This window comes from Acidilobus sp. 7A (assembly GCF_003431325.1).
Taxonomy (GTDB): Archaea; Thermoproteota; Thermoprotei_A; order Sulfolobales; family Acidilobaceae; genus Acidilobus.
In genome coordinates this window covers 613,612-639,993 of sequence record NZ_CP010515.1, presented here as the reverse complement: position 1 = coordinate 639,993, position 26,382 = coordinate 613,612, and the positions used below count along the sequence as shown (strand labels likewise).

General features: G+C 57.0%; 27 protein-coding genes. 13 read left to right on the top strand and 14 right to left on the bottom strand.

What is annotated here, in order from left to right; translation table 11 throughout:
• Nucleotides 1-51: 51 nt before the first annotated feature.
• From SE86_RS03260 to SE86_RS03225, 7 genes are all read right to left on the bottom strand, one after another.
• Nucleotides 52-1,293, bottom strand: a complete 1,242-nt coding sequence (locus SE86_RS03260) for a DUF4010 domain-containing protein (RefSeq protein ID WP_117354259.1) — start codon at nucleotides 1,291-1,293, stop codon at nucleotides 52-54.
• Between the two features lie 70 nt (nucleotides 1,294-1,363).
• Nucleotides 1,364-2,515 carry an alkaline phosphatase family protein gene (locus tag SE86_RS03255; RefSeq protein WP_117354258.1) on the bottom strand — a complete coding sequence of 384 codons (1,152 nt, stop codon included), beginning with the start codon at nucleotides 2,513-2,515 and terminating at the stop codon, nucleotides 1,364-1,366.
• Nucleotides 2,516-2,548: 33 nt separating this feature from the next.
• Nucleotides 2,549-4,036 carry an Asp-tRNA(Asn)/Glu-tRNA(Gln) amidotransferase subunit GatB gene (gatB, locus tag SE86_RS03250; protein WP_117354257.1) on the bottom strand — a complete coding sequence of 496 codons (1,488 nt, stop codon included), beginning with the start codon at nucleotides 4,034-4,036 and terminating at the stop codon, nucleotides 2,549-2,551.
• Nucleotides 4,033-5,472: an Asp-tRNA(Asn)/Glu-tRNA(Gln) amidotransferase subunit GatA gene (gene gatA, locus SE86_RS03245; protein ID WP_117354256.1), complete on the bottom strand. Its 1,440-nt coding sequence runs from the start codon at nucleotides 5,470-5,472 to the stop codon at nucleotides 4,033-4,035. Before gatA ends, gatB begins: the two co-directional genes overlap by 4 nt.
• A 1-nt stretch (nucleotide 5,473) precedes the next feature.
• Nucleotides 5,474-5,641, bottom strand: a complete 168-nt coding sequence (locus tag SE86_RS08120; RefSeq protein WP_211096709.1) for a hypothetical protein — start codon at nucleotides 5,639-5,641, stop codon at nucleotides 5,474-5,476.
• A 794-nt stretch (nucleotides 5,642-6,435) separates the two neighbouring features.
• Nucleotides 6,436-7,506 carry a phosphate uptake regulator PhoU gene (locus tag SE86_RS03235; protein ID WP_117354254.1) on the bottom strand — a complete coding sequence of 357 codons (1,071 nt, stop codon included), beginning with the start codon at nucleotides 7,504-7,506 and terminating at the stop codon, nucleotides 6,436-6,438.
• 535 nt (nucleotides 7,507-8,041) lie between these two features.
• Nucleotides 8,042-9,610 (bottom strand): radical SAM protein, encoded by a 1,569-nt coding sequence (locus SE86_RS03225; protein ID WP_117354252.1) that lies wholly within the window; start codon nucleotides 9,608-9,610, stop codon nucleotides 8,042-8,044.
• A 218-nt stretch (nucleotides 9,611-9,828) separates the two neighbouring features.
• On the opposite strand from SE86_RS03225, the gene SE86_RS03215 reads away from it, so the two are divergent.
• Nucleotides 9,829-10,623, top strand: coding sequence for an aldose 1-epimerase (locus tag SE86_RS03215; RefSeq protein WP_117354250.1), 795 nt, complete (start codon nucleotides 9,829-9,831; stop codon nucleotides 10,621-10,623).
• A gap of 24 nt (nucleotides 10,624-10,647) precedes the next feature.
• Here SE86_RS03215 and SE86_RS03210 read toward each other — a convergent pair whose 3' ends face one another.
• Nucleotides 10,648-11,394 carry a CoA-transferase gene (locus tag SE86_RS03210; RefSeq protein WP_211096708.1) on the bottom strand — a complete coding sequence of 249 codons (747 nt, stop codon included), beginning with the start codon at nucleotides 11,392-11,394 and terminating at the stop codon, nucleotides 10,648-10,650.
• Entirely contained in the window at nucleotides 11,394-12,227 is an 834-nt protein-coding gene (locus SE86_RS03205; RefSeq protein ID WP_023428525.1) for a CoA-transferase, read from the bottom strand. The genes SE86_RS03210 and SE86_RS03205 overlap by 1 nt, the downstream gene beginning before the upstream one ends.
• Before the next feature lie 111 nt (nucleotides 12,228-12,338).
• Between SE86_RS03205 and aspS the strand changes: the two genes are divergently transcribed.
• The 5 genes from aspS to SE86_RS03180 all read left to right on the top strand — a co-directional run bounded on the left by aspS (nucleotide 12,339) and on the right by SE86_RS03180 (nucleotide 17,116).
• On the top strand, nucleotides 12,339-13,667 hold the full coding sequence (gene aspS, locus SE86_RS03200; RefSeq protein ID WP_117354249.1) for an aspartate--tRNA(Asn) ligase: 1,329 nt from the start codon (nucleotides 12,339-12,341) through the stop codon (nucleotides 13,665-13,667).
• Entirely contained in the window at nucleotides 13,667-14,227 is a 561-nt protein-coding gene (locus tag SE86_RS03195) for a DUF429 domain-containing protein (protein WP_117354248.1), read from the top strand. Before aspS ends, SE86_RS03195 begins: the two co-directional genes overlap by 1 nt.
• A 98-nt stretch (nucleotides 14,228-14,325) precedes the next feature.
• Nucleotides 14,326-15,411, top strand: a complete 1,086-nt coding sequence (locus SE86_RS03190) for a phosphoesterase (protein ID WP_117354247.1) — start codon at nucleotides 14,326-14,328, stop codon at nucleotides 15,409-15,411.
• 129 nt (nucleotides 15,412-15,540) lie between these two features.
• Entirely contained in the window at nucleotides 15,541-15,900 is a 360-nt protein-coding gene (locus SE86_RS03185) for a transcription factor S (RefSeq protein ID WP_211096707.1), read from the top strand.
• Between the two features lie 97 nt (nucleotides 15,901-15,997).
• Complete coding sequence (locus SE86_RS03180; RefSeq protein WP_117354246.1) at nucleotides 15,998-17,116, top strand: glycosyltransferase family 2 protein; 1,119 nt, start codon at nucleotides 15,998-16,000, stop codon at nucleotides 17,114-17,116.
• Here SE86_RS03180 and SE86_RS03175 read toward each other — a convergent pair.
• Entirely contained in the window at nucleotides 17,113-17,475 is a 363-nt protein-coding gene (locus SE86_RS03175) for a hypothetical protein (RefSeq protein ID WP_117354245.1), read from the bottom strand. The two genes, SE86_RS03180 and SE86_RS03175, sit on opposite strands and share 4 nt — an antisense overlap.
• A gap of 146 nt (nucleotides 17,476-17,621) precedes the next feature.
• Between SE86_RS03175 and SE86_RS03170 the strand changes: the two genes are divergently transcribed.
• The 4 genes from SE86_RS03170 to SE86_RS03155 all read left to right on the top strand — a co-directional run bounded on the left by SE86_RS03170 (nucleotide 17,622) and on the right by SE86_RS03155 (nucleotide 20,211).
• Nucleotides 17,622-18,497: a DUF655 domain-containing protein gene (locus SE86_RS03170; RefSeq protein WP_117354244.1), complete on the top strand. Its 876-nt coding sequence runs from the start codon at nucleotides 17,622-17,624 to the stop codon at nucleotides 18,495-18,497.
• Nucleotides 18,498-19,253, top strand: coding sequence for a 16S rRNA (adenine(1518)-N(6)/adenine(1519)-N(6))-dimethyltransferase RsmA (gene rsmA, locus SE86_RS03165; protein WP_117354243.1), 756 nt, complete (start codon nucleotides 18,498-18,500; stop codon nucleotides 19,251-19,253).
• Nucleotides 19,226-19,846, top strand: coding sequence for a methyltransferase (locus SE86_RS03160; RefSeq protein WP_117354242.1), 621 nt, complete (start codon nucleotides 19,226-19,228; stop codon nucleotides 19,844-19,846). Before rsmA ends, SE86_RS03160 begins: the two co-directional genes overlap by 28 nt.
• A gap of 77 nt (nucleotides 19,847-19,923) precedes the next feature.
• Entirely contained in the window at nucleotides 19,924-20,211 is a 288-nt protein-coding gene (locus SE86_RS03155) for a hypothetical protein (RefSeq protein WP_117354241.1), read from the top strand.
• 35 nt (nucleotides 20,212-20,246) lie between these two features.
• Here SE86_RS03155 and SE86_RS03150 read toward each other — a convergent pair whose 3' ends face one another.
• Nucleotides 20,247-20,621, bottom strand: coding sequence for a hypothetical protein (locus SE86_RS03150; protein WP_117354240.1), 375 nt, complete (start codon nucleotides 20,619-20,621; stop codon nucleotides 20,247-20,249).
• Nucleotides 20,622-20,654: 33 nt separating this feature from the next.
• A complete protein-coding gene (locus tag SE86_RS03145) occupies nucleotides 20,655-20,912 on the bottom strand; it encodes a hypothetical protein (RefSeq protein WP_117354239.1) in 258 nt (85 codons plus the stop codon).
• Nucleotides 20,913-21,479: 567 nt separating this feature from the next.
• Between SE86_RS03145 and hxlB the strand changes: the two genes are divergently transcribed.
• Nucleotides 21,480-22,061 (top strand): 6-phospho-3-hexuloisomerase, encoded by a 582-nt coding sequence (gene hxlB, locus SE86_RS03140; protein WP_117355087.1) that lies wholly within the window; start codon nucleotides 21,480-21,482, stop codon nucleotides 22,059-22,061.
• Nucleotides 22,062-22,787 (top strand): RNA methyltransferase, encoded by a 726-nt coding sequence (locus SE86_RS03135; RefSeq protein ID WP_117354238.1) that lies wholly within the window; start codon nucleotides 22,062-22,064, stop codon nucleotides 22,785-22,787.
• Nucleotides 22,788-22,796: 9 nt separating this feature from the next.
• Here the strand turns inward: SE86_RS03135 and SE86_RS03130 are convergent, their stop codons facing one another.
• Together SE86_RS03130 and SE86_RS03125 are read right to left on the bottom strand one after the other, a co-directional pair.
• Nucleotides 22,797-24,602 carry a ribosome biogenesis/translation initiation ATPase RLI gene (locus SE86_RS03130; protein WP_117354237.1) on the bottom strand — a complete coding sequence of 602 codons (1,806 nt, stop codon included), beginning with the start codon at nucleotides 24,600-24,602 and terminating at the stop codon, nucleotides 22,797-22,799.
• Nucleotides 24,603-24,633: 31 nt separating this feature from the next.
• Nucleotides 24,634-25,320: a metal-dependent hydrolase gene (locus SE86_RS03125; RefSeq protein WP_117354236.1), complete on the bottom strand. Its 687-nt coding sequence runs from the start codon at nucleotides 25,318-25,320 to the stop codon at nucleotides 24,634-24,636.
• Between the two features lie 96 nt (nucleotides 25,321-25,416).
• Here SE86_RS03125 and map point away from each other — a divergent pair, with 96 nt between their 5' ends.
• A complete protein-coding gene (map, locus tag SE86_RS03120; RefSeq protein WP_117354235.1) occupies nucleotides 25,417-26,331 on the top strand; it encodes a type II methionyl aminopeptidase in 915 nt (304 codons plus the stop codon).
• The last annotated feature ends 51 nt before the right edge of the window (nucleotides 26,332-26,382 follow it).

The window sequence follows — 26,382 nt, the reverse complement described above, 5'->3', positions numbered from 1 at the left end:
AAAATCTACATAATAATTCAATTAAGTCAGTCCTGTTGCACCATTGAAGTGCTAGAGCAGCCCGAAGACGTACATCAGCAGGACCGCAATGGCCGTAAGAGCTGCGGAGCCCATCACTACTATCTTCCTGTACTGCGAACTTGAGGACAGCAGGGAGAGGAAAGCCTTCTCTATGACACCAGCCATGAGCGCCAGAAGTATCAGCTGGGCTGCCTCCCTAGACGCAATTGTAGCATGTGAGTAAAGCGTCCCGACCGCTATCACTGTACCAAGGACGTTGCCGAGGGCCCCAACGAATATAGCTACGGGGAGAAAGCCCGGGACTAGGACCCCGACCAGCTTCGCCGCCGCCGTTATTATAAAGAGCAGGAGGGCGAACTCTATTATTCTAAAAATGGGAAGCGGCGCTGAGGGCGGCTCAATGTTAGCCGGGCTCAGGTCCTTAGACCTGATGAAGCCCAGGATCAGGAGGACCACTGTTAGGATCAGTATGGGCGCCGCCAACAGCTTGATGAGTGCTGAGGAGTACGTGACGAAGTACGCGGCGGCCAGCACCTGGACTATGAAGAGGGGTATGTTAGACATAATCGTATTCAAGGCCAGGGAACCAGATACCTCCTTCTTCTTATTGCTCAGGTCTATGAGGCTAAGGGTCACAGTAGTGCTTGATATGAGCCCGCCCACTATTGTGAATGCCAACAGCCCCCTACGTGACACCCTCAGCGCCACGTACTGGGCGAAGAATATCACGGCCACTATGACTACCGTCAGCCAGAACTCGTATGGGTTGAAGAAGCCGTAGGGCCCCACGAACTTGTCGGGCAGCAGTGGAAGTATTACAACGGAGATGACAAGCAGGTTGAGGAGCGCAAGGAGCTCCTCACGCCTTATCCTTGATATAGCGTTAAGCAGCTGGGTCTTGTAGAAGCTCAGTGAGGCCACCAGCACTGATACTAGGGTTCCGTCAAGGTAATAGCCAAGTCCTACCAGGACGCCAGCGGAGAAGACAAGTATCATGCTAACGTAGGTAGTGGCGCCGGTTATCCTCAGGGACCGAGCCCTCTCAACGTATATGGCCGTTGCTATTAAGGTTATCGATATGAAGGCCGCGGCTATCATGTAACTTCCAGCGTCGCGCGAGAGCAACGCCGTGACATAACCTAACATTGATGTAAATATCGAGGTCCTTAGGCCTAGGAATATCTTGGAGCCCGTTATCTTCCTGTACTCGTTGAAAAGCCCTACTATGGCTCCGACCGCGATGGAGAGCAGCAGTCCCTCGGCGTAGACCATGATCCCAAGCTCTTCTGCTGCAAACTATACTGCGCAAGGGGCTTTTAAACGCCAGGCCTACTGACGCGCCTCAGCTCCAGACCACTATGGGTATATACATCTCCTCTGGCGTCATGCCGCTGTGGTTGCCCCTTAGCCTCAGGGCGGGGTCGTCCTCGCCCCTGTAGGTGTAGTGGTACTTAACAGTGGGGCTCTTGGCGACCCCAAGGTAGTCGCCGAGCACGTTGTTGGCCACGAAGTCGCTCACCCTGCCAAGTATGCCGCTCTCTATGACCTCCTGCTTGCTCATAACCTCCAGCGAGTACCTGTCCCTCAGCAGGTCCCTTACGTTCTCCCTCGTCCTGAACCACACGGCCCTTGAGTCCCCGTACGGGGGCACCTCAAGCTTGTTGAGTAGCTCCTCATCGTTGTTAAAGAGGTAGACCTTGTCGACCGTGACCTGCCCATGATCTGAGAGCAGAAGGAAAGTATACTTGTCCCTGTACTTCTCGGCCAGCTTGTTTATGTGGTTCAGCACAACCCTGACCTCCTCAAGTATCAGGTCCCTGTGCTCGCTACTGAAGCCGTAGCCGTGGCCTATGTGGTCAGGGTTGTCATGGTAGACGTAGATCATGTCATAGGGATCGCCCTCCAGGGCCTCCCTCAGGGCCGCCAGCATCTCAAAGGAGCTCGAGTGCGCCTTTATCTTGGTCAGCCCCTCCTCAGGCCTAGAGTTAAGGTACGTCTTTGTCAGCTCGCCGCTCGCGGCGCTGCCCGACATCAGAGCAAGCACCTTAGCGCTCGTCTCCTTAAGCCATGGCCTTACTGGGAAGGCGCTCCCAAGTGAAACATAATCTATAGTTCCTGAGCCGCTCTCACCCATGTATGAGTACTTTATTCCGTTTATCACGCCTCCGAGCCTCTTGTTAAAGACAGTGTATCCCACCAGGCCGTGCTCGCCGGGGGCCTGGGCTGTCATCAGTGTGCTTAGGGCGGCCGCCGTGGTTGATGGAAACACGGTGGTGGCCTTCATCACTTTACCGCTGAGCCTTACGTTGGCCTCTGAGAACAGATCCCAGCTGAGGGCGTCAAGATATATCAGGACCAGCCTCTTGCCCGTCAGCTCGAGCTGCCTCCCAATGCACTGCCTCTTGACATCGAAGAACGACGCTAGCCCGCATGAGAGCGAGTACAGGTTGCTCTCGCTGGAGTAGTCAGGCCACGTGAAGCCCTGTCCTTCCAATTGACATCCCAGAGAGGGGTCCAGGGCAAAGCTTTAACTTCTACTATTAGCAGTGCTGTCCGCGCCGTCGCCCCCGTTGCTGTGGCCGTCCTGAGCTCCTGTAAGACGTGACAATAGGACCTTGCGGACCAGCTTCGGATCGACGGCATAGCCTCTCCTCATCTTCAGCACTGACCCAACCAGGTAGTCGAGGGCCTCAGGCTTGCCGTTGATGAAGTCGCTCACTGCCTTCCTCTCCCTGGCTATCACGACCTCCACAGCGTCCTCAATGTTGTTTGACCTGGGGGGCAGGACGTCGCTCAGCGAGGCGCTTGGGTTTAGGGCGAGCTTGGGTAGTGAGTTGTACTTAATTTCATCGTAGCTGTAATCGCCTGACCTCACAAGCCTCGTCAGCCCAGCTATGACGTCAGGGGATGGCCACGAGCTGGCACCATAAAGATCTGCGTTGAGCTTCTTCAGGAGCCCCTTAAGGTCCACCGCTATCATCCTGGCTGCCAACAGGGGGTCCGCACCCTTGTCGAGGGACTTGAGGTAAAGGCTCAGGGCTGGCCTATAGAGCACTATGCTCCATGCCTGCCTCCTAGGAATGCCCCTTGCAGTTATGACGTCCATGTACTTGGCTGGGTCCCTCAGAGTCAGCGGTGCCGCCTCAATAACTAGCTCCTTCATTGATATTGGCGGTATGTCTGGCTCAGGGAAGTAAAGGTACTCCTCCTCCGTCTCCTTCGACCTCTGGGGCTTCGTCAGCCTCCTAGCGGGGTCCCAGCCCCTGGTCTCCCTTTCAACAGCGCCGCCCTGCGATATCAGCTTCTCCTGCCTGAACAGCTCGTACTTTATAGCCCTCTCGAGGTCAACAGTGCTACCTATGTTCTTCACCTCGACCCTCTCGCCACCCCTGACGCTTATGTTGGCGTCAACCCTGAAGGCGCCCTCAAGGCGTGGGTTCGTGGCCCCTATGTACTCCATCATCAGGAGCAGATACTCCACGAACCTCCTGGCGTCTCTCGGGCTCCTCAGCTCAGGCTCTGTGACGACCTCTACCAGGGGCACGCCGCTCCTGTTATAGTCAACGTAGGCCGCCTCGCTTGAGGTTATAGAGCCCTCGTACTCCGTCCTACCTGGGTCCTCCTCGACGTTGATCCTCCTTATCCTGACCTCGCGCCACTCGTCGGTGTCCGGGTCGTAGTACCTCGCCCTGCCCCCTAGGCAGACGGGGGCCCCTCCGCCGCCCTGGTATTGAGTTATCTGGTAGTCCTTTGGCAGGTCCGGGTAAAAGTAGTGCTTCCTAGTGAATATCATCGCCGGCGGCGTCTCGCAGACCATCAGCATTGAGAGGGCCGTGGCGAAGACCAGGGGGCGGCGCCTCGGCACTGGCAGAGCTCCAGGAAGGCCAAGGCAAACGGGGCACACGTTAGTGTTGGGCTCCATGCCCCTGTAGTTTGACCTGCAGTCGCAGAACAGTTTCGTGCCGGTCTCTGTCATCTGGACGTGGACTTCAAGGCCTATCATGTGGTGACTCATGCCATCACACCCCTTAGGCCTGTGACATCCTCGACGAGCTGACCCAGGGCCATGAGCTTCCCCTCCTCAAGGGGGCTCGCCATAAACTGCACCCCGAGAGGCAGCCCATCATAGAAGCCGGCCGGCACAGCAAGTGATGGAACGCCGGCGAGGTTAGCTATGACTGTATAGACGTCAAGGGCGTACAGCTTAAGCGGATCGCTTATCCTCTCCCCAAGCCTTGGGGGCGGCGCGGGACTCACGGCCCCAGCTATGATGCATTTCTTTGTCATGCCCAACACCTCGTCCCTTATGATCCTCCTCCCCTTGGCGGCCGCCACATAGAACTCGTCACGGTAGCCCTCGCTGAGTGCCATGACGCCGAGCAGTATCCTCCTCTTTACCTCCCTTCCAAAGCCCTCCGAGCGCGTCGAGGTCACAGTCTCGGTATAGTTAGGCCTTAAGACCACGAATGGGTATAGCTTGCCGTCGTACCTGGCTAAGTTGCTGGCGGCCTCTGCAAGGGCTATCGTGTAGTAAACTGGCAGCGCGTCCGGGGCTGAGGGGAGGGAGGCATCATAGCTTACCTTCACGCCCTCAGCCTCAAGCCTGTCCAACAGCTTCAATATTGTAGACCTGACCGGCGGGTCTGAGCCGTCTATCATCTCGTGAGGCACACAAATGCTCAGCTTCGACGGGTCCTCAGGGGCCACTGAGGAGGTCCTAGTAGGACCCACGTTAAGCGTTGTAGCGTCGAATGGGTCATGGCCAGATACGACGTCTAGCAACATGGCCACATCCTTGACGGACCTTGCCATGGGGCTTATCTGCTCAAGGCTGTTGGCGTAGGGTATCAGGCCGTACCTGCTGACCAGCCCATATGTCGGCTTAAGGCCAACGGTGGCTGTATAGGCCGCCGGAAGCCTGACGGAGCCGCCCGTGTCGCTGCCGAGTGCAAGGTCAGCCCCTCCATAAGCTAGCACCGCGGCTGAGCCGCCGCTGCTCCCACCCGGCACCCTCTCAAGGTCCCAGGGGTTGTGGGTCGGCCAGAAGGCGCTGAGCTCCGTCGTGCTGCCCATGGCAAACTCGTCCATGTTCGTCTTCCCTATTATTATGGCCCCTGCCGCGAGCAGCCTCTCAACGGTCGTGGCGTTGAAGGGCGGCACGTAGCCTGAGAGCATCCTGGAGCCAGCGGTGGTCGGCGCGAACTTGGTCGATATGTTATCCTTAACTGCAACCACGAGCCCAGCCAGGGGAGGCCTCTTTCCATCCTTGAGAAGCGACTCCACCTCCTTGGCCCTCCTCAGCACGGCCTCCTCGTCAAGCAGGGTTATGAAGCCCTTAACCTTAGGCTCCCACTTCTTTATGTTATCATAGATCTCCATGACGTGCTCCTCTGGCGAGAGTGAGCCGCTAAAGATGCCCTCAAGCACGGCACTCGCTGTGGCCCTCCTCACTCTAGCCACCCCTCCACGGCACCTTGACCATGTTGTTCTTCAAGCGGTCGTCGCTAAGCCACGATATCTCGACGCGCCTCTCTGCGACCTCGTCAGGGGGGTTCAGCGTCTTGTCCCAGACGTTGTAGAGGGGGTCCACCCTAAGGTCCTTGTACTTGGAGACCCTCAAGAGCAGGGCCCTCACATTCTTTATATCGTTGCAAAGGCCCTCTAGCTCGCCCTTATCAAAGGACAGCCTGGAGAGCTTCAGAAGGCGGATGAGCTCTTCAAAGTCCCTGTCCTCACATTCCCCAAAGTTACTTAACACCTCAGACTATTGCAGAACTGACTGCAAGTTTAAATGGTTTGCGAATGTCTGTAGGGCTTGGACCCCATGATCCGCCCTGCAGCGAGAGGGCCCGGGAGAGGCGGCCCTCAGGCGGGAGCCCCGCGCCGCTGGGCCCGACGGCCGCCCATGAACGCCGCGGGGGCAGCGGGCCCCGCGGCAAGAGGTGGAGGTCCCTAGGCGCAACGAATGAACGTAAATTGATGAGGATGAGCACCTAGGGACAACGGAACGCGTAGAGCTTGGCTTTTAACTTTATGAGGGGCTAAGGGGGCGAAAGTCCCCCTCCGTGAGGTGGGGGATTGATAGCCCCCTTATAGAAACCTTTTTAATAGTTATCAATCATAAACTATTCATAAATTATAGAAGAGACATGTGCAGACCTCTGGCTGTAAGGGCTGAGGCCGCGCCCTCTGGACTGGGGGAACTTACGCCTGCGGAGGGCAGCCTCCGCAACCCCTCCTCCGCGCGGGGCGCCACAGAGGCGGCTCCGCCCGATGGAGCCTCCTCTGTGGGTGAGGGGGATCGAGGCCGCCCTGGGAGGCAGGAGGTCATCACCGCGAGGTGGGGGTGCCCCGCCCTCACGGGCGGGGCAGTTCACCGCTTTTGTACAGGCCTAGACGCATATCTGAGGCTCTCTAAGGTCCATTAGCTGCGCCCTGAAGGACCTGGGCCTCTAGGCCCTTAAGGAAGTTCAGGCCCATAATAGCCTCAAGGAGGTCTATTGTATGGGCTAACATCCTCCTAGCCCCGTCAAAGACGGGGTAGCACTCGTTAGCGCACCCCGAGGCCCTGGCCTTAGAGTAGAGCTCGGCCACCCAGAGGGCCTCCTCATGCAGTGACTCATACATGGTGACCGCCTGCTCGCGGGAGAGCGTGCTGGCAAGGTCGATGGAGCGCATTACGCTTCCCTTGACCTTGTCGAACAGCTGCCTGACGTCAGGTGGCAGTTGCTTGTCATAGTCAAGGAGCCACTGTGCTATGGACACTACCTGGTCAGCTATGCGCTCGAGGCTCTTGACAAGAGTGAATATGTTAATGCTCTCTGCAAGAGTGTTCATCCCAAGTTCCTTGGGGCTCATGAGGCCCTGGAGGGCCAGGTTGAGCTGCTTGTATATGTAGAGGTACAGCTTGTCAACTATGTCATCGCGCCTGACCACGGTCTCTAGGAGCCCCCTCTGCTTGAGACCTTCGACTACGTCTGAGAGGTCCTCTATCATTGACTTGACCACCTTGATCATGTTCTCCACGACCATGCGGGCTGATATTGACGTGAGGTCGACGACGGCCTTAAGTATTAGTTGGTCGTAGGATTCCTCAAGCAGCTCAAGCCCTATGGCCTTGGTCCTAACGAAGTTGGCAACCTTCTCGGCAACCTCGGAGGCGTCAGGGCTGAACCTAAGCACTATGGTGTCGTAGCCCGTCAGGTAAGCTGATATAACTTCCATTGAGAGGGTGGCGTCGCTTGTGTTAGGGCTTATTGTAATCTGGGCCACCCTCTCAGACCTGTTGGGCGCGGCGTCTGAGGCCCTGAGCCTTATCCAGCCCTCGGGGTTGAGCTCGAGGAGGACCTCAGCCCCCCTATCTATATTGAGCAGCTTAGCCCACTCCTTAGGAATAGAGACTATATATGTGGAGCCACCCGTCACCTGCACCTTTCTCTTAACGACGAAGCCGCTTGAGTTGGAGCTTCCGTCGTCGCTTTTCAAAGCTCTGTACCCTATATAGTGATTATCGGCAAAAGTTAAATATAGCTTGGCCTATCGCTTGAAGTACAAAACGCTTCGGCTCAACAGCGCGGGACCAACCATGGAGCCCACGCTGTTCGACGCGCTTAACTACATGGGTATCGTGCGCTTCTCGGCTTCAGGCTCCTTCAAGGGCGTGAGGAAGAGCGTCGCAGGTGCCCTCTATAGCCAAGGCCCTCTTCATATCTGATGCCAACAGGCCTAGCGGACTTTGCTATCTTTGGAGCGTACCTAGCCGCATCCAAGGGCCTTAACGTAATAGCCGTCGCTATAATTGCAACGCTTGTGAGCACGGGCGGCGCCCTCAGGGACGTGCCTGTTGGCAAGGTCCTCATGGTTCTGAAGAGGGAGATTTACGCACAGTCACGGCGGTGGGCAGCATGGTCTACTACTTCACAGAGGAGCTCTCCAGGACATACGCCCCTGTCACCAGCTTCACCGCAGTCCTCCTGCTCAGGGTTCTCTCCTATGAACTTGAGCTTGAATTCCCCCAAGGCTAGCTACCAGGGCTTATCGACTCCACTAAACCCTCGACAGCCCTTGAGGAGTGCACGCCCTCAACCCTGACTGACTCTATGTACTGAAGTTTGGGGAAGGAGCCCCTTATCATTACCATGAGCGGATAGCTGCCAGCCTGCCTTGCGTAGCAGTAGCCGTGCTCACACTCCTCGACCCATAGCCCCTTAAGCACGGTGCCCTTCGGGGCCACCCAGGAGAGCTCGCGCCTGTCAAAGACGTGCCTGACAAAGTAGGTGAATGACTTAGCCTCAGCCTCGAGCTTCCTGTCGACCCCCCAGTCCATCATGAAGACCCTTGTAGTTGGGAGCGCCAGCAGCTTCCTGACGTTGACCCTCCTCACGAGAAGCCTTCGCCTGAGTATCTCATCCAGGAACTCCCTGTTGAGCCTGTAGCTCTCCCTCCTCTCGCCCGGAAGGCCCAGTATGAAGTTTATCCCCGGTAGCAGCTCTGGGAGGCCGTTGTAGCCCCTCTCGGAGCCTACCTTGTTTATGACCTCGACGGCCTTCATGGCGTCCTCGAGTGTCACCTTCAGGTTATTTATCTTGACGACCTTCGGGTCGACGCTCTCCACTCCAAGGGCTGCAACGTCGCCAGGCGTATGATATTTAACTATTACCTTAAGGGCCTCTGTTGACTCCTCGGGGTACCTGGCTATCGTGCCAGGGTTGACGTTGTCTATGTGAAGCACCTCAAGGCCTGGGGCCGCCGAGCGCACCCCCCTGAAAAGCCTCTCAAGCTCCTCGGACGACGGCTTAGGCCACTCCTCCGAGCCAAGGCCCGACGAGCCGTAGACCAGTATGTCAGCCTGTCGGCCTAGCCTGAAGTTCCTCACGCCGGCCCTGTAGAGGGCCTCCACCTCAAGGGCTATGGACTTCGGGTCCCTGACTATTGGTCTCCCCCTTAGGGGCTCAACACAGAAGGAGCAGCCGCCGCTCACCCACCTCGCGCAGCCCCTATATGTCTCTATCTCAGCCACCAGGTTCTTGCCAAGGTTCGGGTGAAACCTCACTATCCAGGCCCCGAGGACAGCGTACCTGTTAACCTTGTCGTAGCTCTCCCTCACCTGCCTCGGCGAGGCCCTCTCCTCGCCATACATTACTAGGTCGTGGACGTACTCCTCCGGGTCGCCAGTTACTAGAACGTCGAAGCCGTGGGTCTTAAAGAAGGACGGCGGGTAGGCGGCCCTGCCACCCTCAGGCCCCATGCCCCACCTAGCAGCCGGGCCCACCAGCACCTTGAGCGGGCCCTCAAGGGCCGAGGCCCACGAGGCCAGCTCCTCCGCCCTCGCCGGCCTGCCGCCTATGTACTTACCTGGAACCACGACGCCAGCTATGAATACCACCGCGTCGTAGAGCCTTAGGAGGTCAACCGGGTTACGCCTCGCCCTCAGCTCGTCGACAGCTATGTAATGTACTGTGGCGTCCTTACTTGCGTCGATCGCGGCGCCGGCCATGTATCTGGCGTACACATCTATATACGGCGGCACCCCAAGGCCTCCTGGCTCGTCATTGTAGCCATCAATAATCATTATCCTCCTTGGTCGCAAGCTCCTGCCCTTGCTCAGTGCGCAGGGCGGAGGCTTTGAGCTCTATGGCGTCGGTAACCCTAGCCCTCGTCATCACGTAGGTCGGGTAAGTTCTCCTCATCCGCCAGGCGACCTTAAGGTCGAGGGGCTTAATCTCCTTTGCTGGCCCTTTAGGTGGCTTAAAGCCAAGGTCCTGCACTTATAAGCCCCGTTGCCATAAGGATACCATGTGAGCTGACTTGCTGGCCCTCTCAGACGGAAACCTTGTAGTTGAGGTTTACGAGGTCGGAGCCTATGTAGCGGCTATTTATGACGTGGGTGGCAGGGAGTGGCTCCTCAGGGGTGACGTGTCACGCCCGACCAAGGCAGGCATGGCCTTCCTGGCCCCCTACGCTAACAGAGTCAGGGGAGGCTCCTACGAGTTTGACAATGTCACCTATGAGCTTCCCCGCAACCAGGAGGGCCACGCCATTCATGGCCTCCTGCTCAGCGAGGCCTTCAGCGTTGATGACATGGATGAGAGGAGCGTGGAGCTGTCAGCTAGGCTGAGGCACCCAGGGTACCCCACTGAGCTCCTAGTAAAGGTCAAGTATGAGGTCTCTGGCTCCCTCAAGGCCACGGCGACCTTCGTGAACGTGGGCCCAAGGAGGGCCCCGCTCGTGGTTGGCTGGCACCCATACTTCAGGGTGGCCGAGCCCTGGAGGCTTATACCTGAGGGCCAGGTCGTGCTCTGCGAGAGCGTAAACAAGATACCGACAGGCAGGCTACTGCCCCACGCCTTTGGTGATGACGGGGATTACGACGACTGCTTCTTGGTTCAGAGCGGCCGCATAAGGCTCGAGAGCCCCCTTGGACTGGTCTCCATATCAAGTGATAATATGAAGTTCTTCCAGGTCTACACAGGGGTTGAGGGGGCCGTGGCCCTTGAGCCCATGAGCGGGGCCCCAGACGCCTTCCATAATGGCCTAGGGCTCGCTGTAGTGGGGCCGGGGGAGACCAGGCAGTTCTCCTTTGAGGCAACCTTCAGGGCTTAGCCGATGACGCAGCGCCTCGCGGCCCTAACCGTAGCCCTCCTCGTACCTGAGCCCGCTGGGGTCGGCCTCTGAGATGACCTTCAGCTCCCCCTCGCTGAGCGGGGGTATGACGTCAACCCTCCCTGGCACGGTTATCCTCATGGACGCTGACTCCAGCACCTCCTTGAAAGGGAAGCCGTGGAAGACGGCCCTGAGGACGGGCCCCTGCTGAGTGAACTCTATGAGGGCCCTGTTAGTGCATAGGTAAAGCTTCAGGCCCCTCCTGAGCCTCTCCTCGCCGCTGCCGGTAACGAAGTCGACCTTCGGGACCAGCACCCTGGGCTCGTGCCTAGCCCACACAACTATCTTCCTGACGAGCGGGAAGAGATAAGCAGCGGCCGCGCCCCCAGGCAGCTTGACCCTGGGCCTCTCGTAGCTACCTATGGCCGTGAGGTTTACGTTTCCCTTCTCATCAATTTGCGCCGCCCCGAAGTACATGAGGTCCATGCGACCCTTGGCGGCCAGGTCAAAGGAGTCTATGGTGGTGAAGAAGCCGACGGGCTCCGGCTCCATTGAAGGGTCCCCCGTTGAGGGCCTGAGCACAACCTTAGACGGGTCGGGCTCGAAGGGCTCAGCCACGCTGTGCCACGTGAACCGCCTCCCAAGGTACCTGGCGGCATAAGCCATAGCAAGCGTCGGCAGGGCGCTGTCGAGGCCGTGATAGACGTAGTCCCCGTCCTCCACAAAGCCCGCCATGCACTTTACCATAAGGTCCGTTGGCCTTGCAGACATCAGGACCACCTCCTGAGGAGGTTCTGGGCCACCCACTCCTTGGCCGAGCCCTGCTTGGCCGCCTTGTAGTAGGCCTCTATAGCGGCGTAGTCAGGGTCGTAAGAGCCATAGACCCCCGTCGGCCAGGCGCCCCCTGGAACCTTAACCACGGCCGAGGTGTAGAGAGAAGTTGCCGAGAGCGTGAGGCCCAGGTCCCTCGTCATCGCTCTAAGCTCGTCGCTGCTTACAACCTGCTCAGCCGACAGCACGACCCTCTTGGCAGCCCTTATCTTGAGCTCGTCCTCAAACCTCGGCCCCTTTATTACAGCGTTTCCGTACTCGTCACTCACCTGAACGTGTACGAGGGCGACGTCAGGCTCTATGGCCTTCACGGCCACCAGGCTCTCACCTGAGAACGGGTCCTGCACGACCTTCCAGGTGCCTGCAGCCTCGTGGACCTTAACTAGGTCTGAGCCTATGATACCCCGCACCGGCATGAAGGGGACCCCCTGGGCCCCGGCCCTGAGGCCAGCTATAATCGCCCCGCACGTGTCCTCAAGGTACCTAATCCTCCCCTCCTCAGCCGCCCTCCTGACGCTCGGTGATAGCCCGTAGTGCTCAAAGGTTGCCATGGCGGCCCTGACACTCCTCAGCGCACCCATGGCAACCATGACGTCGAGCCCGAAGCCTGGCTCCCTGTCGACAAACGACAGGTCCTTTCTTCCGGCGCTTATCAGGGAGGCTATCAGGGCCGTTGGGTTCCTGAAGAAGGTCATGCCGCTTATAGTGATCTCGTCACCGTCTCTGACTACGTCAGCCGCCTCCCTTAAGGTTATGAGCTTCTCAGAAGGCAACGAAGGCACCAAGTTTCTTGCCTATCCTACAGTTTTATCCTTAATTACATGGGCTGTTTGGTGTAATCAACGCTTATATTGCCCATTACTTCCCTGGAGGCGGGGGCAGGCTTGCTGAAGACTACGTTCATATCACAAATCTATGACAACGCACAGGGTCTCTTAGGGCAGAAGGTCAGCGCCTGCGGGTGGGTCGACAACATCAGGGACCTGGGCGGCGTCAGGTTCGTGATGCTGAGGGATAGGACGGGCATGCTTCAGGTCGTGATAAAGAAGGGCGTGACCCCAGACGAGTTCATCGAGGCGTCAAAGGACCTGGTGAAGGAGTCCGTGGCCTGCTTCGAGGGCACCCTGGTCGAGAGCAGGAGCAAGCTGAAGTACGAGCTACAGGCAACGGACCTTAAGGTGCTCTCAAGGCCCGTTGAGCCCATACCTCTTGAACCCGCCACGAGCACCGAGGCGCAGCTTAACGTCAGGCTTGACTATAGGTGGCTTGACGTCAGGAACCTCAAGGTCTCAGCAGTCTTCCAGTTCGAGTCCTGGGTCGCCAACAAGTTCAGGGATTTCTTCAGGTCTAACGGCTTCATTGAGATCTTCACCCCAAAGATAGTCGCCGCGGGGACTGAGGGAGGAGCTGAGGTATTTCCAGTAATCTATTTCGGGAGAGAGGCCTACCTGGCCCAGAGTCCACAGTTCTACAAGCAGATGGCGGTGATCGCTGGCCTTGAGAGGGTCTTTGAGGTAGGGCCTGTCTTCAGGGCCGAGGCGCACCACACTGTTAAGCACCTGACGGAGTTCCACGGCCTTGACATAGAGATGGGCTTCATAGAGGGGCCCGAGGACGTTATGAACATTCTCGAGTCCTTCTTCAAATACCTTGGCAAGGAGGCAGAGGTTGACGACTCGCTGAGGTCTGTAAGGAACCACTTTGACCTGACCCTCAGGGTCCCAAGCAAGGTGCCGCGCATACCAATAAAGGAGGCCTATGAGATCCTAAAGGAGAGGTACAAGCATGAGATACCCTACATGGAAGACCTCGACCCGCAGGCCGAGCGCTACCTTGGTGACTATGCGCTTAAGGAGTATGACAGCGACTTTGTCTTCGTAACGGAGTACCCCTGGCGCGTGAGGCCGTTCTATACGATGAGGAAGCACGGGGAGCCTGACTGGACCCTCGGCTTTGACCTGCTCTTCAGAGGCCTTGAGATAGCCACAGGGAGCCAGAGGGAGCACAGGTACGACCAGCTGCTTGTAAATTTAAATGACAAGGGGCTCTCGCCTGAGAAGTTCCAGTTCTACCTCAACTTCTTCAAGTACGGCGCACCCCCACACGGAGGAGCAGGGCTGGGCTTGGAGAGGATTGTGAAGCAGTTCCTCAACCTTGACAACGTGAGGGAGGCAAGGCTCCTGCCGAGGGACCCCGAGAGGCTAGTCCCCTGATGACATTTATAGGGATTGACCTGGCGGCCTCCCCAAGGCGAAGGACGGGCCTGGCCCTAATAGACGGCCAACAGGTAATAGTTAGCGTCGCAAGGGCCGACGAGGAGATAATAAGGTTCGTGCTCTCCAGCGGGCCGAAGGTTGTTGCCATAGATGCGCCGCTATCTCTCGGGAAGGGTCCCTACAGGGACTTTGAAAGAAAGGCCATCAAGGAGGGCTACAGGCTCCTGCCCTCGACTCTGAGGTCGATGAGGGACCTTTCACTCAGGGCCCAGAGGCTGGTACCCGTGATATCCGGCGCTGGGGCAGAGGTTATTGAGACTCACCCAAGGAGTGCGCTAAGGTCGGGCTCCTGCAGAAGCTACGCCGAGGTCCTCCAGGCCCTCGGCCTTAGGCCTCCGCTAAACGTTAACAGGGATGAGGCCGATGCTGTAGTAGCCGCGGCCATTGCGCTGTGCTACTTTAAAGGCGCTTACACCAGCATAGTTGGTAGCGAGGGCGAACTGGTGCTACTGCCAAAGGGGCTCTGCAGCCCTCCACGGCATGTCGAAGGAGCATAATAGAATTTAACAACTAGAAACTATTTCAAATGACACAGTGAGGCGCTCATAGAGTTAGGACTGAAAGCCAATAGTTCAAGCGGGGGATATGAAGGCCAATGTCGCAGCAGTGCCCTAAGGTGCTGGTGGTCGGTGACTGGGACGCCGACGGTATAATAGCGTCGGCCGAGATAGTCTACGCCAGCGAGGTCGCCCGCGCCTTCCCAGTCAAAGGAATCAGGTGCTCTCCTGAGCTCCGCCCAGCGAGCCCCAGGATGCTGGGCGAGGCCCTGAAGGGAGGCTGCTGGGACTACCTCATCCTGCTTGATATACCATTCACGCAGGAGGTCGAGGCTGCGCTGGATCAGCTGGTAGGGGAGGGGTGCCGGCCCAAGCTCTACTACTTCGACCACCACAAGATCACAATAGAGAAGAGCGCGTATATAGAGGAGAAGTTCTCCGCCATAGCGTTTGTCGGCCTGTCCCCCACCTCTGTGCTCGTCAAGGTCTTCCTTGAGTCGCAGGGGGTTAAACTGACGCCAAGGCTCAAGGACCTCGTCTCCAGCGCGGCCATATTGGAGGGCGGAGGGTGGCTCAGCAGGAGCAGCAGGGACGCCACGGAGGGCATGGTGAAGCTCGCAGCGTCAATGTCAAAGGCCATAAACCAGTCCAAGGACCCTGAGATGTGGAGGAAGTACGTTAGGTGGGCCGCAAGCGTCGTGCCCTTTGACCTGTCGCTGATAGCGCCCGCTAATGAAAATGAATACGAGAGCCTAGTGTCCAAGGGTCTTGAGGTCTCCGAGAGGAGCGACAAGGAGGTCAAGGAGGCAGCTATGAGCCTAGCTATGACTGCTAAAACAGTGGGCTTCGTCAAGTTCGTCGACGCCAGGGACAAGTGGAGGAGGAGCGGGGCCTCAGCCCTGGCATCGGCTATATACAAAATGACTAAGAGCGCCGTCGCCCTGTGGACGTCAAGGGAAGATGGCGTGGAGCTTCTAATCATAAGGAGCGGCCACGGCGAGGCCATGAGGATAGCCGAGGAGCTTCACAGGCTTGGCGTGTTAGAGGATGTCGGCGGCCATGACAACATAGCCTCGGGCAGGGTCAGGAAGGGGCTCAGGGAGAAGGAGCTCGAGGATGCGCTCAGGAGAGCTTCCTTAAGCGCGTCAGGGGGCAGGCGTCCTGGTAACGTCTCAGAGTTATAGACCTAAAGCCCTGGTCTGCTTGGCTTAAATGCCTTGATAGGTTGTTAAGCGCGTTTGAGAAAGGGCTGGTATTAGCTTAATCTATTTAACTCTCAGCTTGAACAACATAGAGGCTAACAGGTGTGAGACATGGCTCAACAGATTAAGTTCTGTCCAAAGTGCGGCACATTGATGAGACCTATGTCAATAAACGGGAAGCTTTACTTTGTTTGCCCCAAGTGCGGCTACAAGGAGGAGGCTCAGGGCAAGACCGCCCAGGCGCTCAGCTTCAGCCAGAAGGTCATGCACACGCCAAAGGAAAAGATAGTAGTTGTCGACGCCACGGCGCCCCCGCCCACGGCCCAGGTCCTTAAGGGCAGCGTCAGGTGTCCCCGCTGCGGTAACGACGAGGTCCTAGCCTGGATGATGCAGACCAGGGCGGCTGATGAGCCACCGACAAGGTTTTACAAGTGCACAAAGTGCGGCTACACGTGGCGTGAGTACGCATAAACAGGGCCCTGCTCAGGTTAATTATCTAGCTCTGCCAGGGCACTAAAGGTGCCGCAGAACGAACGCCCTAGAGGAGCTAACCTCTTCCCTCTACCAGATGCCCCAGGCGGACCCCTACGTCAAGTATGCCATTACTGTGGACTGGAGCCTGCTTAGCGCCTACCTGATAGTTCTGGCTGTCGCCCTGGCGGCCTACTCAGCCAAGAGAAGTCCCAACAAGGCTAGCAACGCGGTCCTCGTCATCCCATCTATAGCTAGCGAGAAGGTCAAGGACTCCCTGCTGGCCTCCCTCAGCCACAACAGGTTCCTCGGCCTTCCGATTTACGTAGTTATTGACGAAGGTGCGCCGCTGGAAAGTTACTTAAGAAAATTGAGCTGGATAAACTTAGTTGTCGTTCCAAAGGATTACAGGAGGGACCTTTTCGGGAAGGGCAGGGCCCTCAGGTACTTTGTTGAGAACTTTGTGAGGCCTGACATGTGGTATGTGTTCCTTGATGATGATAACCTTGTCCTTGATGACAGCTTCCTTTACGAGATACCCTACTATGAAAGGTACGGCTATGTGGCCTTTAACCCCATACTAGTGCCGAGGAAGGGCAAGTCATATATGACGTTTATAATGGACTTCGCCAGGCTCATCGATGACCTCTCGTTCTTCAGGTTCTTCACGGGGCTCCTTAGAAGGCCGTACGTAGGGTTGCACGGCGAGCTGCTAGGGGTTAAGGGGTCTTTTCTAATTCAGAGCAACGCATTCAATGAGCCGAGCAAGGTTGAGGACTACATGTTCGCAGCCAAGGTGCTAAAGTTCGAGGGACGCACGTGGCAGAGCAGGACCAAGGTCAGCATACTGAGCCCGAACTCGGTGATAGACCTCATAAGGCAGAGGACCAGGTGGCACGCGGGCATACTGGAGAGCTGGAGGGAGGTTCCGGCGTCGATGAGGACAATCACCATAATTAAGTCGTTCCTCAGGACCATAGGCCTCATAGGTCTATGGGTGCTGGTGCCCCTGACTCACTCCCTTCTGCTTCTCCTCATAGCGGCGCCCACGAGCATGGCCTACTGGTTCATATATGTCTACGGGGCCAAGAAGTCAGGTAGGATGAGGTACATACTCACCATACCAGCCTTCTGGATAATAGAGGGCCTGGGTTTCATCTATGGGGCGCTGAAGCTCAGGAGCAGGGAGTTCATAGTAATAGACAAGAGCGCCTAAGCGTTAATCGAGGGCTGCAGAAGTTCAACTGCCTCCCTCAGTGTCCTGTCGCGAGCTGAGGGGTCAGCCTCGCCACAGGCCTTGACTATCTTTGCAAGGACCCTGTATATCCTTATTATCTCGTCTGAGTGCACGCTGACCATGGACTCAAGCTCCTTGTAGTTAGCGTTCAAGGAGTCCACCAGGAGCTCAAGGACTGAGACCACGTCCTCCAGGTCCTCCTCATGATGGTGATGCTCATGATGCTCCTCTTCCTCGAGATGCTCCTTTGACTCAACCTCTTCAGATATCTTCTCTAGATCCTCACGCTTCTTTGGTAGCTCCATCCTCCTCCTTCCTTGACCTGTGCTCTCGCTCAATCAGCTTCCCGGCATGTATTGGGTCTGTGGGACTTAAGTGCGTTGCTACCAACTAGAAGGAGCCATATAGAGTTAACGTGGGCTTAAGCTCCAGCGAATTTAAAGGCTTCAGCTTCAGAAAGTAGGTAGGGAAGGTAGGTAATATAATGGCTTCGAATAGGGGGCCTCTGCGGAGGGCTGAGCAGTTCGACGTGGCCCAGGTTGAGCAGAGAGCCGTGGTGCTCGACTTTATGGAGGCTGGCTACTACCTTGACCCTCACAGGTGGCACAGAGAGAGGCCCGTGGCCCAGGCCATAGGGGTTAGCAGGCTCACCCTGCTTGATGGCACCCCCCTGCAACGCGTGGAGGCCCTGGAGGAGGTCACCATCGCAAGGGAGGTCATTGAGAACGTGGAGGAGCCCCTCGACCCCACCGGCAGGCGGACGAGGAGGGTCAGCATACCGATGGCCTGCATAAGCCTTGAGGGCAAGAGGCTGTGCACTCCAATAGAGAAGACTGAGCAGAGGCTCCTTGACCTCCTTAAGGCTGTGAGCGATGAGAGCCTTGAGCTCGTGAGCTCGCCCTTAGACTTCTCCAAGGCATTGAGATCTCAAGGTCTACCGGAGAACGTCATAGCCGCCCCCAGGACGCCCATAAGGTACAGCGACCTCACGGAGATAGCTAAGAGGAACCTCAGGGAGGCGGTAAGGTACATAATAAAGTCAAATGAGAAGGTGTTCGTGGAGTTCTTCAACAGGGCGGAGCCCATTAACATAAGGCTGCACTCAATAGAGCTCCTCAGGGGCGTTGGAAAGAAGACCCTGATGGCCATACTCGACGCCAGGGCCAGGAAGCCCTTTGAGTCCTTCGAGGAGATACGCAAGTTCCTAAAGGATGACCCCGTGGAGGTCCTGACTGATAAGGTCATGGAGGAGCTCGAGGGAAGGTCAAAGTATAACCTCTTCGCTGCCCCAAGCTCGAGTGACGTGCCGTTCCTGGACTACCTCTCCGTACTTCGTGGCTCCCAGAAAAGAGGGCCATAAATGAGGTACCCTAGTGACCTGGGGCAGAGGTTCCTGGTTAACGAGGAGGGGGTAGAGCTCTTCCTCAGAGGTCTGAGGGGGGCCGAGGGCGCTGACGTGCTCGAGATAGGGCCCGGCGAGGGGCAACTGACGATGCCGGTCTCCAGGATCGCCAGGAGGCTGATAGGCGTCGAGCTCGACAGTGCGCTGGCGGAAAAGCTCTCAGCCAAGGTACCCGCTAACGTGACTGTTATAGTTGGCGACGGGAAGGCCTACGCCGAGGTTACAAGGACCCCCGTAGTGGTCTCAAACACGCCCTTCTACCTCAGTAGTACCATTGTAGCCAGGGCAGCCAGGAACAACAACGTAAAGCTCATGGTTCTCGGCCTTCAGCTTGAGGTCGCTAAAAGAGCTATTGCAAGACCTGGGAGTGAGCTCTACGGAAGGCTGTCGGTGATCTCCCAGGTCTACTTCAGGTCAAGCCTCCTTGGTGTCATGCCGTCCTCCTGGTTCAGGCCGACTCCCAAGGTTGACGCCGCCGTGCTGAGGATGGAGAGGATTATGGCTTGGGACAGCGTGGGGGAGGCCCTTGAGGCTGTGACCAGGTGTCTCTTCTCCTACAGGAATAAGCTAGCCCGGAGGGCGCTGGAGAGGTGCTTCGGCGAGAGCTCAATCAAGGCCGTTGATGGCGTGGGCCCCGGCACGAGGGTGAGGGACCTCACGCCGGGGCAGCTGTTGGGTGTTGCCAGGTGGCTGACCTCAGGTGGCTCACGGTAGTCACCCCAGCGGGCCCCCTAAGGGTTGCAACCAACGACTGCGTCTATGAGCCCAGCGACGACTCGAAGTTAGCAGTTGAGGCTCTCGTGAAGCTGAAGAACATGGGGAGAAGGTATGAGAGCCTCCTCGACCTCGGCACCGGCACGGGACTGTTGGCCCTGGCCGCAGGCACGCTCTTCTCGCCGAGGAGACTTGCAGCCGTTGACATCTCACCACACTCGGTAGAGTCCGCCAGGGCGACTCTCGGCCCCAACGCGCTCGTAGTTCAATGTGACGCGGCGAGCTGCCTCTCAGGCGAGTGGGACCTGGTTGTTCTTAATCCCCCTTACCTGCCCGCTGGGGACAGACCCTGGGACGAGTGCTCCTACTGGCAACTGATGGCCTTCAATGAAGGCGAGAATCACCTGAAACTGTGCAGGGCGGCGGGCAGGCTCGGCAGGGAGGTGCTTGTAGTCAGATCCTCCCTCTCCTCCCTAGACGTAGACAGCTGCCTTAGGTCCATGGGCCTCCTCAAGAGGGATGTGGTAGCTGAGAGAAGACTCTTCATGGAGAGGCTTACCGTGGAGCTGTGGTTTCGCACAGACGTTAGGTAATAAGGTTACCTGCTCACCTTAGACTGGAATAAAATAAAATATTTCTATAGTGCACACTGACTACAAGGATCCATGCTTTGGAGAGCGCCGAGGCCAAAGAACAAGAGATTATAATGCTTGACATAAAGGCCTCTAAGGTGGTTACTATAAGCGCCAAGGTGTCGCCGCTTGAGATGCAGGCCATTGAGGAGGTGGCAAGGCTGTGCGGCGTGAGCAGGAGCTACCTGCTGAGGACTGCTTTTCTGAGGCTCGTAAGCGAGATTTACGCGCTCTCGCCTGAGCTCCTTAACAACGTGCCCAGGGAGGTCCTGAAGGAGGCCGAGAGCGCTAAGGAGATGACATTCAAGTGCATTAAGGGCCCCTAGGCTCCGCCTTATAAGAACCCTACAGCCCTGAAGGCTCAGCTGACGGCGTCGCAGAGGCCCTTGGCCACAGCAGCTGTGACTTCGTCGAGCTTCTGTGAGGCGCACTCCTTAGAGCACTGTCTCCTCTCCACGGGGTCAATCTTTGATGCGCACTCCTCGTAGAGGCACGCCCTCTCAAGCTTTGACTTATCTATGTAGACCACTAACAGGCTGCCGAGGTCGCTTATCTGGAGTAGTCTAGAGACCCCGGCTGAGCTGAGGAGCCTGATAAGCGCCTGGCCGTCCTCAAGCCTCTTGTCAAGGATGAAGGCCCTCGGTCCCTGCGAGAGGGACTGGAGGACTCTCTCTGCGAGCTGTGCCTCAGGGGAGCCTGAGCCCTTGCAGAGCCTTCCGGCCTCAGTCGGGGACAAGTCTCGTCACGCCCTCGGCGGTAATACCTTACATCACCGGCCAGGCTTCAGTATAAACTTACTCCACTGCCTCAGATATAAGTTCATAACCATGACCTCCCTCCTAGCAGCGTCCGGCTCGAGGCAGCCGGTCCTTAAGATCCTTCCGTCAACTGCCTCGGCCACTATCCTCTGGTACCCCTTGGGCTTTCCGCAGTCCTCCAGCCTGAAGCTCTTCAGGAGGCCGTTCATCGCCAGCCCTTCGACCTCTATGACCTCGTGCGGGGGCTCTGGCTTGGCGTCCTTCTTCATGCTTGCTTCGCACCTAATACTGGGCTTAGCCGCCTCCCTTAAAAAGGAGCGGCAGGTACATGTTAATGCTACTGCTAGCAACAATGCCAACGCGTAGGACTAGAGGGGTTCGTCAAAGTTGCGGATCTAGCTAAGGCTGGTGATCTAAGGCTGTGCCCCGCCTGACCGTTAGACCGTCATCTTCATCTCCCCCTAGGGGATCTCTGGCAACGTGAGACCGGCGGGGCCATTAGAAGTTAATAAGACTTAAAGCTTATAAACCTAAGAACAAGGGCCCTGCATAAATATACTAAAGCCTATAAGACAAGTTGCGAGTGAGGCAGGAGAGCCAACAATCAGACTTCACGGTGGCGCCCTCCGATCAATGTCAGCATAAAAGCTCATAAAATTGATTAGGCACACAGCCTCAGCCTGCTTAACAGCATTAAGGGGTTAGAAGTGATTAAAATAATGAATAGTTACATAAAAAGGTTACAGTCAAGGCGAGTGACAAAAACTTAAAGTATAGGGTTTTCTGTACCCTACAGGGCTACATCTTTGAGCTCTGAGCACCCGGCTATAAAGGCTATGAAGGAAATCTCTGAGTTCGCCCTCAGGGCCGCAGACGCCATAGACTTGAGCGAGGTAGACAAGATGGTAGAGGTGCTCATCAATGCCTATAGAACTAAGCGCAAGGCGCTAGTCATGGGGGCTGGGCGCAGCGGCCTCGTCGGCAAGGCCTTTGCCATGAGGCTTCTGCACCTCGGCTTCAACTCCTACGTGCTGGGCGAGACCATAGTGCCGAGCGTCTCAAGCGGCGACGTCGCCATAGCTATCTCAGGCTCAGGCAGGACGGGCCTCATAGTGGAGGCCGCGGACGCCGCCAAGAAGGTGGGAACCTACGTCATAGCAATAACAACCTACCCTGAGAGCCCCCTGGGCAAGATAGCTGACCTTGTCGTCAGGATACCTGGCAGGTCCAAGATAAGTAAGATGGATGACTACTTCGCCAGGCAGATACTTGGCCTTCACGAGCCGCTGGCCCCCCTCGGCACGCTCTTCGAGGACACAGCTATGCTGTTCCTCGACGGTGTCATCTACTACCTCATGATAAAGCTAAACGTTACCGAGGAGGAGATGAGGAGCAGGCACGCCAACGTTGAGCTCTGAGTGGTTGGGTTGAAGCTGAGGCTTGTCGCTGTTGGCATTGAGGGCCCAGTCAACCTAGGCTACATATACAGGCTGTCCAGGAACTTCGACGTTGATGAGCTTTACCTGGTGAGTCCTTCGGCCAGCGTCACTGAGTCGCTCAGGTGGGCCGCCAGGGCCTCCGATGAGGCGTGGGAGGCCGTCGTAGTGGGCAACCTCAAGGAGGCCCTAAAGGGCGTTGAGCTGAGCATCTGCAGCTCAGACGAGGTCTCCGCGAGGGACCTGCTCAGGACCCCTATTACGCCGGAGCAGGCGGCGGAGCTCATGAGCTCGCGCAACGGCACCGTGGCGCTAGTTGTAGGCAGGGAGAGCGTGGGCCTTACCAGGGAGGAACTGGCCCTCTGCGATCTGCTCTGCACAATCCCTGCGTCCCAGAAGTACACGGCGCTAAACGTCTCCAACGCCACGTCTATCATGCTTTACGAGATATATAAGGCCAGGGCGAGGGCGCCCCCTTACGAGCCCCCGGACGCTAAGACCGTAAGGCTGGCTGAGGCGTACGCCAGGGCCTTAACAGGCAGGGTCGGGGGCGACGAGGACGAGGTAGGGCTAGCCGTCAGGAAGGTGCTCTCCAAGGCCACAGCCGCTGAGGCCAGGTCGCTGCTCAGCCTACTCAGCAAGTCTTGCTCTTCGCTTGGCTGCAAGGAGGAGGCTAGGAGGATAGTGGAGGCTGAGGGCGAAGCTTAACGAGCGCTATTAAACCTCGAAGTAGACATTCTTGGCCTTCTGCAGCCTGTCCAGGTAGGAGCCCTCCTTGTTTATCCTTGGCCTCCCGCTCTCCTTCTCCTGCCTCATGGTAATCCCAAGCTGGGAGAGCATATCATTCATGCCGAGCCTCAGGGGGGCAGGGCTTGATGCCACTCCATGGATGCCCGGCGACCCGCCAAATACCGTGGCCCTGTCACTTATCATGGCTATCATCATTATGTCATGCTCAGCGACGAAGGCGGCTGCCTTCCTGGTCTCCGTAAGCCTCCTTATTATCTTGCCGACGGCGAGCCTCTCCTCAACGTCTAGGTGCGCAGAGGGCTCATCAAGGAGGTAGAGGTCTGCCTCCCTACTGAGAGACTGTGCAATTGCCAGCTTCTGCATCTCACCCCCGCTGAGCTCCCTGGCCTCCCTGTCAAAGAGCCTGTGAAGGCCGAGCTTCTCAGTGAGCTCTATGTAAAGCCAGCTGCCCTCAGTCACAGACTCAGGGTTAACAGTCCTCAGCACGTCGGCGACCGTCATGCCCTCAGGGAAGAACTCGGGCCCTATGTACTGAGGCTTGTAGCTCACCTTGAGCTCCCTGTAGGTGAAGGACTCTCCCTCCTCGGCTTTCAGGTCGCCTGCTAAATACCTTATGAAGGTTGTCTTACCTATGCCGTTGGGTCCCATCACGGCTATAACTTCACCGCTGTTTACGTAGCCGGGCATAACGTCAAGGGTGAAGGTGCCAAGCCTTATCCTTGCCTGAGTCCACTCGAGGTACTTGTACTGGGCCTCCTGCTTCGTAGCCTGCAACGACTTAGTGAAGATTATCGGCGTGCTCCTTATTCTGACGTTCTCAGACTGCAGGTAGCCGTCAAGGAACGCGTTTATTCCGACCCTGACCCCGTAGGCCTGAGAGACTATCCCGTAGACGCCGGGCTCACCGTACAGCACGTGAACGTTGTCGCTCAGGTAGTCCAGCATTGCAAGGTCGTGCTCGACTACTATGAAGTACTTATCTTGCTTAACTTCTGACCTGATGAGCTTTGAAACCCTAACCCTCTCCCTCACGTCAAGGTAGCTGCTGGGCTCATCAAACATGTAGACGTCAGCATCCTTACTCAGGGTAGCAACTATCACAGTCTTCTGCAGCTCGCCGCCGCTCAGCTGCCTGACGTCCCTGTCCATAACAACGTCAAGGCCAATCTCCTTGGCTAAGTCCATTGCCACCCCGCGCTCATCGGCCCTCTTCAGTAGCTCCCTCACAGTCCCCCTGAGGTACCTCGGCACGAGGTCTACGTACTGGACCTTGTGCGCCACCCTCAGCCTGCCGTTATAGAGCTTCTGCAGGTACGTCTGGAGCTCACTGCCCCTGAAGTGCCTAAGGACGTCCTCAGAAGGCACCTCCTTAACTTCAACCCTGCCGAGGTTTGGCCTGAGCTCGCCTGAGAGTATCTTAAGCGCCGTCGTCTTGCCGACGCCGTTCTTGCCCAGGAGGCCTACTACTTGGCCCGCCTTTGGTATTGGAAGCCTGAAGAGCTTGAAGCCGTTGACACCGTACCTGTGTACGGCCTCCTCATCAAGCTCCTCAGGCAGATTAACTATTGATATGGCGTCGAAGGGACACGCCTTCACGCATATGCCGCAGCCTATGCAGACGTCCTCATGTATGACGGGCTTCGCCCTGGCCTTAGTGTCGGCCTCTATGGCCACGCCCTTGTGACTCTTGTTTACTGGGCAGACCGATATGCACTGGTAGCTACATCGCTTTGGCTTGCAGGCATCGTCATCTATTACGGCTACCCTTACCATCTTGACCCTTGGCTAAGGGCCCTCGGGGACCTTAAAACTTAAACTCGAACCTCTCCCCTGGCCTCAGTATTACTACCTTGGTCGGCAGCCCCCTGGAGGTCACTATCCTGCTGAACTCCTCAGGGCTGCCGTAGAGCATGGGGAAGGTGCCGTAGTGCATGGGCACTGCGACCTTGGGCTTCAGGAGTTCCACAGCCTTGGCTGCCTCGTTGTGGTCCATGGTGAAGTGGCCACCTATCGGCAGCATCGCAATGTCAGGCTTGTACACCTCTCCAATGAGCCCCATCTCAGCCATTATGCCAGTGTCGCCGGCGTGGTAGAGAGTGCCATCCTCTGTAATTATTACAACGCCCACGGGGCTCCCATGAGTGCTTGTGTGGTTGGCTGGGACCAAGGCGACCTTTATTTTGTCGTCAACTACCATGGGGCCGCCCATGTTGCCCCCTATAGCCCTTGACTCGTCATTAACCTTCTCAGCGACGAAGTTGGCTATCTCGAAGGTACTAACAACCTTAGCCTTAGGGTTTTTCTTAAGCAGCTCGAACGTGTCGCCCAGGTGATCATCATGATCGTGAGTTATAAGTATATAGTCTACGCCAGTCACGCTCTCAGGCTTCACAGGGGACAGTGGGTTTGAGAGCCACGGGTCTATCAATATCTTCTTCCCTGAGACGTTAACCTCAAAGGCCGAGTGACCGTAGTAAATTAGGTACCCCATTTCCCATCCCTCCGCTTTGGGGGGCTCGTAGGATAAAAGGACACCTATGTGCTTTGATTTATAGCCCTCCAAGGCAGCTCGTAGGCCGGAGGAAAGTTGATAGGCCAGGATGAGATAAATAAGATCCTTGAGGCTGGTAAGATAGGCGCTGAGGCCAGGGAGCTGGGGGCCTCCCTAGTTAAGCCGGGCGCCAGCGCAAGGGAGATATGCGATGAGATCGAGTCGCTTATAGCCAAGAGAGGCGCAAGGCCCGCCTTCCCGTGCAACTTCTCAATTAATGAGGTCGCAGCACACTACTCCCCCGGCATTGACGATGACGTGAAGGTGCCCGAGAAGGCTGTAGTTAAGGTGGACGTCGGCGCCTCCCTTGACGGTTACTTGTCTGACACGGCGGCGACCGTGGCGATAGGCAGTGAGGCCTTCCAGCAGCTGGCCCAGGCCGCCAGGAGCGCCCTCGAGAGGGTCATAAACACCATAAGGCCTGACGTCAGGGTGTATGACATAGGCAAGACTATAGAGATCACCATAAAGTCCGCGGGCTTCAGGCCCGTGAGGAACTTGACCGGCCACACGCTTGGGAGGTACGTCCTTCATGCAGGGCTCTCTATACCTAACTATGCCGAGAGAACAACGTTTTACCAGAGGTTGAGGCCGGGCACTCAGGTTGCAATAGAGCCCTTCGCAACGCCTGGGAGGGGGCTGGTCGTTGACGGCCCTAAGGCCTACATATACTCCGCCACGGGCAACATGCCCCAGAGGGTCTCAGAGGACGCCAAGAACTTGTTGGAGTACGTTTTGTCACGCTTCAACACACTGCCCTTTGCAAAGAGGTGGCTCTACCCTGAGTGGAAGCCCTCGGAGATAGAGAGGACGCTTACAGAGCTGACCAGGGCTAGGGCCCTCATAGAATACCCGATACTCGTAGAGGCCTCAAAGGCACCCGTCTCTCAGTTTGAGCACACGTTCCTCATAACGCAGGACAAGGTGATAGTTACAACCAGCAGCCCTTAGCTACTACAACTTAAAAGCCTCTACGCTTTTCCGCTAATTGGAGAGAAGAAA